The 15,647-nt window shown below is 37.5% G+C and carries 9 protein-coding genes; 5 read left to right on the forward strand and 4 right to left on the reverse strand.

Annotated features, from left to right (window positions below):
* The 4 genes from QNJ66_RS19500 to QNJ66_RS19515 form a co-directional block, all read left to right on the forward strand.
* Positions 1–3,608 (forward strand): hypothetical protein (locus QNJ66_RS19500; RefSeq protein ID WP_300509948.1); only part of this gene is annotated, 3,608 nt, incomplete at its 5' end.
* Positions 3,609–3,675: 67 nt separating this feature from the next.
* Positions 3,676–7,467 (forward strand): tetratricopeptide repeat protein, encoded by a 3,792-nt coding sequence (locus QNJ66_RS19505; protein WP_300509950.1) that lies wholly within the window; start codon positions 3,676–3,678, stop codon positions 7,465–7,467.
* 450 nt (positions 7,468–7,917) lie between these two features.
* On the forward strand, positions 7,918–8,700 hold the full coding sequence (locus QNJ66_RS19510; RefSeq protein WP_300509952.1) for a hypothetical protein: 783 nt from the start codon (positions 7,918–7,920) through the stop codon (positions 8,698–8,700).
* On the forward strand, positions 8,684–9,571 hold the full coding sequence (locus QNJ66_RS19515) for a mechanosensitive ion channel domain-containing protein (protein ID WP_300509953.1): 888 nt from the start codon (positions 8,684–8,686) through the stop codon (positions 9,569–9,571). The genes QNJ66_RS19510 and QNJ66_RS19515 overlap by 17 nt, the downstream gene beginning before the upstream one ends.
* A gap of 117 nt (positions 9,572–9,688) precedes the next feature.
* Here the strand turns inward: QNJ66_RS19515 and QNJ66_RS19520 are convergent, their stop codons facing one another.
* On the reverse strand, positions 9,689–10,519 hold the full coding sequence (locus QNJ66_RS19520; RefSeq protein WP_300509955.1) for a sulfotransferase family protein: 831 nt from the start codon (positions 10,517–10,519) through the stop codon (positions 9,689–9,691).
* 569 nt (positions 10,520–11,088) lie between these two features.
* On the opposite strand from QNJ66_RS19520, the gene QNJ66_RS19525 reads away from it, so the two are divergent.
* A complete protein-coding gene (locus tag QNJ66_RS19525; protein ID WP_300509957.1) occupies positions 11,089–12,030 on the forward strand; it encodes a hypothetical protein in 942 nt (313 codons plus the stop codon).
* A 60-nt stretch (positions 12,031–12,090) separates the two neighbouring features.
* Here QNJ66_RS19525 and QNJ66_RS19530 read toward each other — a convergent pair whose 3' ends face one another.
* From QNJ66_RS19530 to QNJ66_RS19540, 3 genes are all read right to left on the reverse strand, one after another.
* The gene (locus QNJ66_RS19530) at positions 12,091–13,011 is read right to left on the reverse strand and encodes a branched-chain amino acid transaminase (RefSeq protein ID WP_300509959.1); all 921 of its coding nucleotides are present in this window, start codon (positions 13,009–13,011) and stop codon (positions 12,091–12,093) included.
* A gap of 87 nt (positions 13,012–13,098) precedes the next feature.
* Positions 13,099–14,877: a M61 family metallopeptidase gene (locus QNJ66_RS19535; RefSeq protein WP_300509961.1), complete on the reverse strand. Its 1,779-nt coding sequence runs from the start codon at positions 14,875–14,877 to the stop codon at positions 13,099–13,101.
* A 2-nt stretch (positions 14,878–14,879) separates the two neighbouring features.
* Complete coding sequence (locus tag QNJ66_RS19540; protein WP_300509963.1) at positions 14,880–15,563, reverse strand: Crp/Fnr family transcriptional regulator; 684 nt, start codon at positions 15,561–15,563, stop codon at positions 14,880–14,882.
* Between the last annotated feature and the right edge of the window lie 84 nt (positions 15,564–15,647).

The raw sequence follows: 15,647 nt of genomic DNA on the forward strand, positions 1-15,647 counted from the left end.
GTAAAGATATTAACACCCAATCTCTTAATTCTGGGTTTTCAGAAAGTTTTGGAAAAGGAGGAGATATTACCTTAAATGCTCAAGGAAATATCACTACTCAAAGTATCGACTCTCGGTCTTTAAATAGTGGAAACATCACAATCAAGACAGTTTCTCTCTTTTTGAATGATGCAGTCATCATTGCTGATACTTCTGGACAAGGAGATGCAGGACTTATTGACATTACTGCTGCTGATACTATCTCTCTATCAAACGCGTCAGTAATCAGGAGTCAAGTCACCTCTCAAAACCAAGGAAATTCAGGAGGTATCAAGATAAACACAGGTTCTCTTTCTTTAGCTACTGGTTCACAAATAAGTGGTAGTACCTCTGGAGAAGGAAATGCAGGAAAAATTGAGATTAATGCTCGGGAAACAATCTCTTTATCAGGGGAAAATCGTTTTGGATTTGAAAGTGGAATTTTTAGCCAAGTCAATGAGGAAGCTACGGGAAATTCAGGGGGAATAAAAATAACAACTGGTTCTCTTTTTATAAGCGATCGCGCAGTAATATCTGCTAATAGTTTGGGAGAAGGAAATTCAGGATTAATTGATATTACAGCCACAGATACTATTTCCATATCAGGTAAAAATAGTAACGGATTAAGACCAGGAATTGTGAGCGAAGTAAGAAGACCGGACGTAATAGGAAATGCAGGGGGAATCAAGATAAAAACAGGCTCTCTTTCTCTAACCGATGGTGGACAAATTGCTGCTAGTACCTTCGGAGAAGGAAATGCAGGAATAATTGAGATTACTAATAGCAATACTATATTTATATCAGGTCAATCTCCTAATGAAGAACTGAGTGGAATCTTTAGCCAAGTTAATAATGAAGCCATAGGAAATTCAGGAGGAATAAACATAAAAACTGGTTCTCTTTCTCTAACCGATGGTGGGCAAATTGGTGCAAGTACCTTTGGAGAAGGAGATGCAGGAATAGTTGATATTACTAATAGGAATACTATATCTATATCAGGTCAATCTCCTAATGAAGAACCCAGTGGAATCTTTAGCCAAGTTAATAATGAAGCCATAGGAAATTCAGGAGGTATCAAAATAAACACTAACCATCTTTCCCTTATCAATGAATCCCAAATATCTGCCCGAACCAATGGACAAGGAATAGCAGGTGACATCAATATCACTGCTAATACAGTTGAAGTTAATCAAGGGGGTCAACTATTAACCGATACCATCAGTGAGTTTAACGCTGGTGACATTAATATCAAAGCCACTGAATTTATTAAATTAACAGGACAAGGAAGCCAAGCATTTGAAAACGCTTTACGGGACACATTCCAAGCTCGTTTTCTGGGAACAGAAAATATCAACTTACCTGAGCTTTTTAGCCTTTCTACTATAACTAATTCCACAGGAGTCGCCGGTAATATCACTATTGATACCCCCCAACTCACCTTAGACAACGGTGCTGTTCTCGCTAGTACCAGCTTTACTGACCAAAATGCAGGAAATATCAGCATCAATAGTTCTAACCTAGACATTAATGGTTCAGGGTTAGTTTCAGCAGCAGTAGGCAGTCAAGGACAAGCAGGAGAGATTATTATCAACACTGCAACAGCTAAACTCACAGACGGGGGCAAAATAATCACCACCACCTTTAGTGCGGACAGTGGTGGAAATGTCATTATCAATGCTAATGAAGCAGTAGAACTGAGTTCTTCCCCAGATACCCTCTTTTTAGCCACCGGAATTAATACCAGCAGTGTGTTTGAAATAGGGAAAGCAGGAGATGTTACCATCATCACCCCTAACCTAACCGTAACCGAAGGAGCGCAAATTACCACCAGTAGCGGTTCTGATGCAGGAACTATAATTATTCCTTTGGGGGGAGAAGGGGGTAACATTGAAGTTGAAGCTCAAACCCTTATTATTAATGGAACTTCTTCTAGTGGACGGTTTAATAGTCTTTTAAGTAGTGAAAGTTTTACTAATGCTGATGCAGGAAACATTAAAGTTACAGCAGATACTCTAAACATTAATAATGGGTCTATTTCTGTTTCAACAGCAGGAGAAGGAAATGCCGGAAGTATTACCCTAAATACTGGTAATTTGCAATTAAAGAACAAAGCACAAATTAATGCCATTACAACAGAAAGTGGCAATGCCGGAACTGTTGATATTACTGCTAATAATATAAGTTTAAATAATAATTCAACTATCTCCTCTTCTACTTCTGGAACTGGTGATGCCGGGAGTATTCAAACAAGAGCTAATCAAAACATTTCTCTTGATAAGAGTACCATTGAAAGTGAAGTAGATGAAGGAGCAACAGGTGATGCAGGAACCGTTAATGTTAATGCCAATAATATAAGTTTAAATAACAATTCAAGCATCTCATCTTCTACTTCTGGAACTGGTGATGCAGGAAGTATTCAAACCACAGCTAATCAAACAATTTCTCTTGATAATAGTACCATTGAAAGTGAGGTAAATGAAGGAGCAATAGGTGATGCAGGAACAGTTGATGTCACAGGTAATAATATAAGTTTAAATAACAATTCAACCATCTCATCTTCTACTTCTGGAACTGGTGATGCAGGAAGTATTCAAACCACAGCTAATCAAACAATTTCTCTTGATAATAGTACCATTGAAAGTGAAGTAGATGAAGGAGCAATAGGTGATGCAGGAACCGTTGAAGTTATCGCCCCAAATATCGACTTAAATAATAACTCAATTATCACATCTTCTACCGCAGGAGACGGAGATGCAGGAGATGTCATTATTGATGCAGCTAACCAACTAACCTTGAATAATAATAGTTTCATTAACAGTGCAGCTTTACCCACTGCTGGAAGTGATGCAGGAAACGTCGATATTGTCACAGGAAACCTCGATATTTTTAACAGTTCTGGACTATCCACCAGCAACGAAGTAGAAGGTAGTGGAGGCAATATTAATATAAGAACTTTCGGCAACTTAACCCTTAAGAATCAAGCATTTATTAGTTCAGAAACCCAAGGAGGTGCAGGGAACATTATTATTAACGCAGATAATGTTTTTTTGAACAATAATAGTCAAATTAGTACCAATGCAACAGGAGAAGCAGCAGGAGGAAATATAATTATTAATACAGGGTTTTTATTAGGATTAGGAAATAGTGACATTACTGCTAATTCTCAAAACAGTGCCGGCGGTCAAATTATTATTAATGCAGGGGGAGTTTTAGGGTTACAAGTTAGGGAAAATCTCACCGAAAATAGTGATATTACTGCTACAGGAACCTTAAGCGGAAGCATCACTTTAAATATAGATGAAACAGAAGAAGGAAGAAGTCAAATCCAACTACCACAAAATATTATTGATCCCAGTATTTTATTATCCCAAAATGTTTGTCAACAGGGAAGTAACAGTGAATTTATTATTTTTGGAAAAGGAGGTTTAGCTATTAGTCCTAGTGACTTTTTAACCCCTAATTTAATTGAAATAGAATGGGTAGAACCAGTTATTAATCAAGAAATTGATAGCAGAGAATTAATTTTACCCCAGAAAATTGGTACTGAGTTGCGTCCTTGGCAACCTCTAAAATTTGCTTCTTGTCGTTAATTTTATCATCGTCTCAAATCAGTTTAAGGCTCTATAATATAGATACTAAGCGTGATTCATAATTGAGATGGATTTACATATTCGTTTTACTAATACAAATGATTTTGTTATTAAAGCAGAAGAAACTGAAAGCGATCGCCTTGATTTTGCTTTTCCCTTAACTGAGGAAGATTTTGAAGAATTAAAGTGGTATTGGGAAACTTATGCCAGCAGTTACCTTGATGAGCCTGATTTTGAAAGAGCAAGCCAAATTGAGGGCAAATTTACTCAATGGGGGAGTAATTTATTTAATGCAGTCTTTAACAGTCGGCCAGCACAACGCATATTAAATGATTTTCAGGACGAAGAGGCGAAAAATAAGCGTATTATTATCAGTTCCAGTGATCCCACCGTATTAGCCTTACCTTGGGAGTTATTGCGAGATCCTGACGGCACATATCTGGTTCACGATAACCCCTCTATTTCTATTCGTCGTCGCTTTTCCATAGTAGGAGGGGGACGTAAAGCGTTGAAAGTTAAAGCAAAACCCCAGTTAAGGTTATTATTCATTGTAAGTCGTCCAGAAGGGGCAGGATTTTTTGATCCAAGGGGAGAAGCAAAGGCAGTAATGGCGGCCATTGAAGCCGAAGCAAAGGGCAAAATTGAGATAGAATTCTTAAGACCTGCTACCTTAGATAAATTGGTGGAACGGTTAGAGGATGAAGACTTACCCCCCATTGATATTGTGCATTTTGATGGTCATGGGGTTTATGACAAGGATGGGAAGTGTTATGAGGATGCAAAACGTAGTGATCCCAGTTTAACCAAGATAAATGAAGGAATTAAGCAAAATACCGGTTATTTACTCTTTGAAGATAAAGACGGGAAAACAGCGTTAATATCGGCGGAAACCTTGGGAGATATGTTAAACCGTCGTCACATTGCCTTGATGGTATTATCTGCTTGTCAGTCGGCGCAAGTGACAGGGGAAGATGCAATGGGAAGTGTCGCTGCGAGGTTAACCCATGCAGGTATTCCCTCGGTTTTGGCCATGACTTATTCTGTGTTGGTAGTGACAGCGCAACAGTTATTCCGTAAATTTTATGAACGTTTGGTGAAAGGGGATAGTATTGGACAAGCGTTGGATAAAGCGCGACGGGATTTATATTTAAACCGTGAGAGAGGAGAAAGACAGCGAGGGGATGAACGGTTTACTTTAAGGTTGTATGACTGGTTTTTACCTGCTTTATATCAAAATGGCACTGAAAAAGCTTTATTTTCCGAAGGGAATAGGGAACAGGCAACAGGAAACCAATTTTTACAGAATTTACCTTATAGTATGTTCCGTGTCTCTTTTTGTGGCAGAAAACGAGAATTATGGCAGATAGAGACAGCTTTTGTCAGAAGAGGGACAAAACGCATTACTATTGCAGGGTTTGGGGGACAAGGAAAAACCGCTTTAGCAGTGGAAGCAGCAGACTGGTTTTGCAAAACAGGGTTATTTAATGCTGCTTGTTTTGTGGATTATGTGGCGTTTCAAGGCATTGATGCAGTAGGGTTAGCCGTTACTACCTTACAGAATACATTAGAACAAAATTTCCCCAATCCCGAAGCAGTCACCGAATATTTAAACTCTTCCCACACTCCGAACTCCGAACTCCGAACTCCGAACTCAATACTCCTCATTCTGGATAACCTCGAAGCATTACAAACCGACTCCTTGTCTGAATTATTAACTGTCGTGCAGGAATGGACAGATACAGGCAATTGTCGAGTTATTTTAACCACCCGTGACGCAACCTTTAATCATCCTGCTTATCTCTCACAAGGCAGTTGGGAACATATTGTCATTCCCTTAAAAGGGTTATATCCTACGGATGCAGTGGATTATTGTTTGGAATTGTTGGCTTTACCTCCTGCTGCTGCTTATCCTATCCCCGACAAAACGATCTTAGAATCTTTGCTAAGGTTATTAGATTTTCATCCTTTGTCCATTCAAGGTTTGGCCACTGAGTTAAAATATCGTCGGCCTAATCAATTAGGGGAACGATTAGAAGAATTAATCAGGGAAACCCCAGATAATCCTTTGTTAGCGTCTTTGAATCTCTCTTTAGATCGTTTAGACGATAAAGTGAAGCAATGGTTACCCCGTTTAGGAGTGTTTCAAGGGGGTGCGATGGAGAATATGTTACTAACGATAACAGAAGTGATTGAAATTCTCGCAAATCCCTCGGATGAGAAACGAGCAGAACAAATTAATCAAGCAACCTGGTTAATTGTTCGTCAACAACTGTTAGCAACGGGATTGATTCAGATTGAAGCAGTTTTAGGAGCAAAAGTTCCTTATATCAAGATTCATCCCACTCTTTTATCGGTGTTGTGGCAATCATTAGGAGAGTCTGAACCCAAAAATGGACTAATTAAACGCCATTACCAGCAATATCATCAACTCTCTCGCTACCTTTACTTTCAAGACGACAAAAACGCTGAAACCATTCGCCCTACTGCCATAAAAGAATTACCTAACCTTCTTTTTGCAGTGCATAATGCCCTTGATGTCCAAGATAAGAATGCCATAGAGTTTGTGAGTAATATTGACCGATTCCTTGACTATTTTGGACAAAATAAGAAACGCAATCAACTGACGCAATGCCTCCAAAACTTTGAGGATGATTTTCTTTCACAAAGTACAATGGGGGAAACCCTATACAGTCAAGGACGCTATACCGAAGCAGAACAAGTTTTTCGCCATCTTTTGCAACAATTAGGGGAAGACATCAGTTATGACCGTTCTCTGACATTAGGCAGACTTGGACGGTGTTTAATAGATCAAGGAAAAGTAGATGAAGCGATTATTTATGATAATCAAGGCATTGCATTAGCACAACAGTTAGAAGCGACGGAGAGAGTTAAGCGACACATTGGGGTAATGCAAGCCGATTTAGGGAATGTGTTAATGCTTAAGGGAGATTATAAAGAAGCGAAGCAAGCTTATGAAACTGCTCTAGCTATTAAACAAGAATTAGTGGATACTAGAGGGGAAGCCGCTACAGTAGCACAACTTGGTACATTAGCCAAAAACCAAGGCAACCTCTCAGAAGCAGAAAAACGGTACAAGAAAGCGTTAAAAGCCTTTCAATCTCTTAATGAATCGCCAATGGAAGCAATTTTATGGCATCAATTAGGTATGGTGTATCAAGATGCCAACCAATGGCAAGCAGCAGAAACCTGTTACCGTAATAGTGCAGAAATTGAGATCAATTTAGGTAATCTTAAAGACGTAGCAAAAACTTGGAATCAATTAGCAGTCCTCTGTGAATTTTCAGGGAAGCCCCAAGATGCTGAATTATGGTATCGCAAGGCAATGGAAGGATTTAAACAAGCAGATAATAAAGTTAATGTAGCCGCCAGTCTTAGTGGCCTTGCACATTTACTGCAAAATCAAGAAAATCGACTCGAAGAAGCCGAAACCTTAGCGGAAGAAGCTCTTGCTATTAGCCAAACCCTTGATCCCAATATGGGTGAGATTTGGAAAAACTACAACATACTAGCAGAGATTGCTGATAAACAAGGAGATAAAGACACTGCTCGTTCGTATCGTCGTCTGATGCGCCAAACCAAATGGAATGCGCCTGTTAACGAATATGAGTTACAACAATGGGGAGACTTGATTCAATGGGTATTGAGTGCAACCCAAGATGCAGAAGTAAGGAAAAAATTAAACGCAGAAATGCAACAATTTCACTCAGGATGGGATAATTTAGTCGCTGCCATTCGTCTTTTCTTGAATGGGGAAAGGGATGAGGATATTCTCTGTGATAGGTTAGGTCATCAGGAGTCAATGATTATGATGGCTATAATTAATGGTGTTGCTGAATGAGAAGTTGATCGTATCTTAAGACAGTTAATTACATTTATGTCCGACTACTTATCTGTAAAAACCGAGTCTTGTTGATACCCTTTAACTGTATCCCGTCCCCCAATACGAAATTGTTCGATCCCCCAAAACACGATTTTGATTTTCTTGATAAGAGACAGTACCCCCAAAAGCTATAGCAGTCGCCAAAGCTATTAGGACATTTTTCTGTTCCCTGTTCCCTGTTCCCTGTTCCCTTAAAATATAATTTATGTGTCCTAACTAGCCTGTCTATTGCTATATTTCTTGGGTTGGAGTTTGCAAAGTTCAAAAATCTTAGTTGAGGGAGGCAGAGGAGGCAGAGGAAGCAGAGGGGGAAATTAGTTTATTTTTAATATTCTAATAGTTTGCAGACAGAGCCGAGATAAACAGGAACAAGTTATAATGCTATAGGAAAAAGTTTTCTCAGATAAAATGAGACTCACTGCGAAATTAACTACGGGTTGGGACGATAAAAACTTATTAGGTATTTCGGCTGAAGAACTACACCAATCAGCTTTAAATGGTGATGACTATATCAACTCTCTGTTTAGTTTATTAAATCAAAAAAAAATAGATAATATTTACCAACTAGAAAAACTTTTTCGTAAAAGTTCTAAAGGGTTTAAACCAATAAAAAAGTTTGTCGGTGCTTTAAGCACAATAGAAGATATTGAAGGGAAATCAGAAATTGCTTGTTATATTAATGTCTTTGCTTATAGCTTTTTAAAAGGAGCAAAGAATTTTGATTTACTCCTACCCTTAGATGAGCAACAAGATAAAAAATTTATCAAAACCTATCAAAACTGGGGTCAACAAATTTATGACCTAGAAAATTTCGAGCGTTCTGGCAAAGAAATTGAAGAAAAAATAAAAAAGCAATATTTAGCTTTGAGAGAGATAGTATCTCGTCCATCGGTGAGAGACGAAATTAGAAGTTTAGCCACCTTGTTAATTAGTGGTCCTTCAACTTTAAACGAAGTGTCAAATGATATTGGCCTTAACTATACTCTAGGACAAAAAACCCTCGGTATCTTTGAGCGTATTGATGTAGTTAAGAGACAAGAACAAGAAAAACAAAAAGAGAAAGAATCAACCAGGTATGTAATAGTTAAAGAAGCACTACCTGTGGTAATTTTTTGTCTCCGAGAAACCATCGGATTAGATTTACTAAGGAATCTTTATCTAGAAAAAAATTATTATGGATCAACTTATTGAACTATTAGACAATCCCAAAATTGTAATTTATTTGTTAACTTATTTAGGAGTGGTAATTGGTGGCCAGATACTCTATGGTATGGGAGTTTATGTACAGAAGAAAAGCAATTATCACAAAAGGAAACTTCAAGGTTTACCAGAAGAGATTTTAATTAACAATAGTGAAAGATTAGCCTCTCGTCGTGTTGACGCTTTATTTCAAAGTGGACTTTTACTAGCAACTATTCTATTAACACCTTTTACTTTAATTGCAATAACCCAAGCAGATAAAGATACCAGGGGATTAGGGATCGCCTTTCTGGTTTTATTTGGTTGGATTTTATCTAATGGCACCGATCTTATCACAGCATTCATCGGAGGATTGGCTTTCAAAACCGTTGTCGCCTTTAAACAACCATTTCAAATCGGCGATCGCATTACAGTTCAAGACGTGAGTGGAAAAGTTATTAAATTTAATACTTTTTTTCTAGTTTTGCAAACCCTTGATCACGATCGCATTAGCATCCCAACTCACACTCTATGGACTGAAATAGTCAGTTCAGCAAATGCTGGTAATCTCTCTTCTTTATGTGTAATGAATTTTTATCTTGCTTCCTTTGTCAATGCTGAACAAAGACAAAAAGCAGAAGATGCCATTTGGGATGCAATCCAAGCATCAGTCTACTATGATTCATCCAAGCCAATGCAAATCTATCTAATCCAAACCCCAGAGGCGATTCAGTTGACGGCAAAAGCCTATGTAGCTTGTACTTATAATGAACCACTTTTTGTCAGTGATGTAACTAGAGCTTTCTTAGATTTTGTCTCTAAAGAGAAGATTGCTTTAGCACCGGGTTCTTGGGAATTGAGTCCTGATGATTTTACTAAATAAGTAGTTAGACATAAGTAAACAGCACTCTATTAACTTATGTAAACATAGTTTGAGCCTTAATTCTGCTTCCTGCCTCCTGCCTCTTCTCAACTGTAACGTTTATTTTTGTCAAGGTACTTATTTGGTATCAATTGTGCTGCAATGGGTAGATAATGTAGTTAAGCATTTTTGAAAGGAATGAGTCGCTTTTTCCACTAATTCACCAGAAAATTTTGTGTCTATTTGTGTTCGATTTCTAATGATATAACCAGCTTTAATATTTTCTGACGAATCCCCAATACCCTTCCTCCCAGTTGTCCTTAATGTTTCATATTGCTCTGAAAAACTTTCTTGGGTCTCTAAAAAATTTTTCAAGCCATTAAAAACTAAATCAGTCTGATCAATAAGTTGCTCATGGGTAATAAAGAAACTTTGTTTCTTATTGTTAGTTAATCTCGCATAACTTTCTAGTAAATCTAATCTTTCTTGATAGTAAATAAACGCTTTTTCCTCACTCCAGTGAGGTTTTATTTCCAAGATACTAGCTAGTGTTCTTTGAGGTTTTCTAAGAAGAAATATACTATATACCTGGTCAGAAACCAAAAAATCATCTGCTAAAAATTTGTGATTATGTAAAACTTTATCTAACACATATTTATGATTCATTTGATAGTTTTTAATTTTCCAATAAACCTTAAACATTAAGTTTTTAAAATCTAACTCCGAAGAATAATTAATATGGGTTTCTCCATAGCCAATAATTTCAGGATTAGAATTTAGTAAATGAGTGAGTAAAGAAGATCCAGACCTCATGTGACTCAAGATGAACAAGATACGAAAAGGCTTTTCCCTAAAACGTATTTGATAGGGATCTTGATCAGTATTAATCCTAAATTGATAGTAGTTGTTAGCTAGATTATTTTTAATATCTCTAAAATATTGACGCATTCGTTCTACTTGAGATGTCATGGGCCGTGAAGTACCCCAACTTGCTTCCCTGAAGTTGGGGCTTCCCAACACCAGATCAACACAAGGACGGTTTTATTCGTCTCTGAGGCTTCCCGTCTCATTGGCCGTAGCCTCAATAAGACAAGTCTTATCTCGGTCTTACACCGCCTCCACAGGCAGACTCCCTGCTTCCCAAGGAGTTATTACTTTTAGTCGAGATTGCACTTTGGACTTATGCTATTGCTGCCTACTTTGTTATTCTTGTACAATCTTTTCGCCGATCTGCCGCCGAGTACATACTTTATACGCAATGCGTGGCCTCTTAGTCGGTCGGGCGGGTCGCAACCAGTAACTAGGATAGCACAAAACAAGAATAAGTAGAGGCTACGCCGTTTATATTTAGGCCCTTGCATTCATGAGGTCGCGGATTTGTCGTCGTACGGCAAATCCTTCGAGCGACCGTCCCTAACCTATAGAGGAATAGGGAATTCTGCCCGACATTCGGTTGAATTTGCGATAAAGTTCCTCGGCTTTCTAGTATAATCTAATCTGTTTCAAAGCAAATATATAAATCACAAGAGGCAATCTAGATGGCACTGCCAAGCTGTTCCCTATGGATGTTCGTCGCTCGTACAGATATTTCCTTTATGATGCACACCATTCCTCACTTAGTCAAAATGAACAATTTTCCCTTTGAGGAAAAGGTTTTGGTCATTGATACTGCACCCTTGACTGGGGAGAAAGTAAACCGTCCTGGAGTCGGAACCATGGAGGAACTTCGAGAATGTACGCAACAGCTACTCAAGGCGAATATTGTCGATAGGATTGTCGATATTAATTACGATCCTAATTATCGTCATCAAGTGTACCGCAAGCACTTTGGTACGTCGCTTCGCTGCACCCACAACTATAAAGGGTATCCCATCTTAGGGTCAATTTTTAAGATCAACGAATGCAAAAGCGACTATATGCTTCACTTCGACAGCGATATGTTACTACACCAACAACCTGATTATGATTGGATTAAAGATGGTATTGAACTAATGCAGGAGTTTCCTGAGATGATGTTTATCAGGCCATTAACAGGGCCGCCAACGGAAGATGGAACAATTTACCAAAGCAGCTCATACGAAAAAGAAGGGGACAAATTTTACAAATCTCAATTTTTTGGAAGTCGAGCGTATTTAATTAACTGTAAACATTTTGATCTCTTGCTGCCTTTACCTATTATTTGGCGTTCCTATAAGCAGCAGTTTCTGAATCAATTATCAGTACCCCTAAAAAATATTCTCAATCAGATTACGGGTAAGGGAAAATTAGATTCTTGGGAAATTATGGTATCGAAAAAATTAGAGAAAACTAACTATTTTCGAGGAACTTTAATGAATGCCAAAGCCTGGACTTTACATCCTAAAGATCGGAGTCCAGCATTCATCAAAGCTTTACCTAAAATCATTGAAAAAATTGAAGCCGGAGACTATCCTTCTGAACAAGCTGGTCATTACGACTTAATTTCTGACCTCTGGTTCTAGATTTATTAAAAAAAGAACTTTGGTTATTTATTCATCTTGTTTTCTTGATCCTAATCACAATTATTTTTGTTCTAAAGGAACAACAGAAATCCAGTCTTTATAATCGACATCTTTATTTTCTGTAATTCCTAATAATTTCCCTTTCAATTGTTCAGTAATGGGACGATTTTCAGGAAGGTTAAAGGTTTCTATTTGCTTAACCGGAGCGATTTTTGCTGCGGTTCCGCACAAAAATACCTCATCAGCAATAAATAGTTCTGACTTATCAATGGGTCGTTCAATAGTAGGAATACCCAAATCTTTAGCTATAGTTAAAATACTATCCCTGGTAATTCCTTCGAGGATATCTTGCTCAAATCCAGGAGTGATTAAAGCCCCATTTCTCACAATAAAAACATTCATTCCTGTTGCTTCACAAACTTTACCTTGAGAGTTCATTAAAAGGGCTTCATCAAACCCTGATTCTACTGCTTCTGTTTTGGCTAAAGCAGAGGTGATATAAGCAGCACTAATTTTTCCTCTCAAGGGGAAACTACGGTCTTCTTGACGAGTCCAAGAACTAATCCGACATCTAACACCATCAGGGGAAAGATATTCTCCCATTTCTAAACCATAGACAAAAAAGTTCTTTTCAATATTGTGCAGTCTCGGGGCAATTCCTAATCCTGAACTATAAACTAAAGGGCGAATATAAAAAGACTGGGTTGGCTTATTTTTCTGGACAAAATCAACAATAATTTGCCGTAGTTTCTCTGGGGACAATTCATAATTGAGAAACTTGGCACTCTGACATAAACGTTGACAATGACGATCTAAACGAAATAAGAGAATTTGTTGAGGGTTTTTAGGATCAGGAATGCCTCGCATTCCGCCAAAAGCTGCTGTCCCATAATGTAGGGCATGGGTTGCTATAGAAATTTTAGCATTTTCAAAGGGGACAAATTGGTTCTCAAAATAAGCAATTGGCAGAAAATTGTGCATCGTGTATTCCGTTATCCTTTGACGGTTTCTCAAGTAGTCTTCTATGTGAGACCTCCATTATAACCCGAAATTCACCTAATATTTCCTTTAAATTTTTCCTAGCCAACCCCTTAATTTTTCCTGTTGAAGCGGTGAGGCATCTTCCATTTCTATTATCTCATATCGACTCGGTTGAGGCTTTCCTAACTTAACAGAGAAGGTCTTTAATTCATCTTGGTGGAACACTGTCACAGAAACGATTTCTTCCGCCTGATGATCCTTCAGACGTTCCTTTAATTGAGCTGCTGTAACCTTGATTCCATTAATGGCTAATAATTCGTCTTCTGGGTCAATTCCCTCTACAGCAGCCGGTGATCCTTTCTCAACAAATTTAATAATTTCTTTATTGTTTTCTGATTTTACTCTTATTCCTAAATAGGGAATTTTATCTTCTTCTATAATGGCTTTAAGCTGTAACCCGAAGGGGTTTAAATATTTATTAAAGGGTAATTCTTCGGTGCTATCAACGTATAAATTGAAAAAGCTTTGTAAGTCCATATCGGCTACAGATTCAATCACCCTTTGCAGTTGATGGGGAGTAAAACCAGTTTCTGAGGTTCCGTATTGTTGCCACATTTGAACCATAACGTTATCTAGAGACCGTTTATTTTGATGTTTAGCCCGAATTAATAAATCTAGAAGAAGGGAAATTAATTCTCCTTTTAAATAATAGGAGATTTGGCAATTATCACTGTTATTATTTCGTCTATATAGTTTGATCCAAGCATCAAAACTAGACTCACTTAATGGCTGAATTTTTCGGCCTGGAGTTGTTAAGAAACGGGTTATTTCTTTACTTAAAAGTTCTAAGAACTTTTTGGAATCATAAATGTTAGCTCTTAAGGGAATAACTAGGTCATAATAGCTGGTAGTTCCTTCAGAAAACCATAAAGAAGGGGTATAATTTTCCTGTTCGTAATCAAAGGTTTCTAAAGCTTTAGGACGAATACGTTTTACATTCCAGAGATGGAAAAATTCATGGGCAACTAATTGTAGAAAACGGTTATATTTATCTGTATCTTTAAAGTTAAAACGAGAATAGATCAAAGAACAAGAATTTTTATGTTCTAAACCCCCAAAACTCTTCTGTGTGAGATGAAGAATAAACAAATAATCATCGTAGGGTAATTCACCGAATAATTTTGCTTCTGTTTCAATAATTTTCTTGGTATCTTCTATAAGTTTATTGGGTTGAATATTACCGATTCCCCAAATAGCATATTTATGGGGTTTTCCTAACACTTCAAAGGAATAAACCCCATGATTACCAATTTCAAAAGGACTATCTACTAATGTGTCAAAATCTTTAGCATAAAATTGATTAACTTTTCCCGAAACTTCTGGTAAACCTGTGCTAACTTTCCAGTTAGAATTAGGCGGGATAATTTCAACAGTAACAGGAGTTGCTTCTAACCCTGGAATGAAATAGAATAAAGCAGCTCCATTAAAATAACCATGAGTATTATCTAAATGGTTAGTTCTGACCGTTAATTCGTTTGCAAAAACTCGATAAGTAATCAGAATATTATCAACTTCTTTGGTCTCTACTTGCCAATGGTTTTTGCTAACCTTTTTATTGGAAAGTTTTGTTTGTTTATCTTTTGATACTGCTCTAAAATCTTGGATATGTCGAGCATATTCCCTCACTAAATAAGACCCCGGTGTCCACACTGGCATTTTTAAGTCAAGAACCGAATCTGGCCAATGTTCAATTTGTAACCCTACCTCAAAAAGATGAGAATTCGGGTGAGTCATTTTTACAAAGTAAGTTAAACTAGGTAAGGGATGATTTAGTTTTTTGAACTCAGTATTAGTTGATCTAATCATTCTTAAATTTGTTTAGCAAAATGGTTTAGCTGTTTAAGATTCGTCAAGAACAAAATTTGACGAGAGGGGTCGCTTTCTAGACAACCTTGATGTTTTAATTGGGTAATGATTTGCTCACATTCATTCAAAGAAATATCAGCAAAATCAGCTAAGTCTTGGGGCGGTATTTGTAAAATTTCGGCTCCTTCTTCAATTAATTTACCATAGGTTTCTGCTAATTTAATTAAGGTTTTAATTAGCTTAATTTTTGCTGTTTGTTGATGCAATTGAAAGCGACGGTATAGGTGACGAAATCTCCTAACACTGAGTTGCAACATTTTATGGTGAACTTGGGGATCTTTGAAAAGCATCTGCAAAAAACGTTGCGCTGAAATACTCAGTAATTGAACATCAGACAGGGCAATGACCTCAACATATTTGAGTGATTCGTCTAAAACTTCCATCTCTCCAAAAAAATCACCTTTACCGAGAATTTCCAACACTCTTGGCTGCTGGTTATACTGAGAACGTACTTTAACCCAACCCGACACAATAAAGTAAACTGCCTTTCCCCACTCATTCTCTTTTATAATTTCGTCGTTCTGTTCATAACTTTCTTCATCAATAACAGACATTATCCATTCTAAGGTTTCCGGATTCGCTACACTAAACAACGGGAATAGCTCGACAATTGCTTGAGTTTCCATTAAAGGGGGTTAAGGACGGCACTTAATGATAAATGGAGGAATATCAATCCCTTGATTTTTCCTTCTGATTAAATCATTTCCTTT

It is taken from the genome of Crocosphaera sp. (assembly GCF_030064895.1).
Classification (GTDB): domain Bacteria; phylum Cyanobacteriota; class Cyanobacteriia; order Cyanobacteriales; family Microcystaceae; genus Crocosphaera.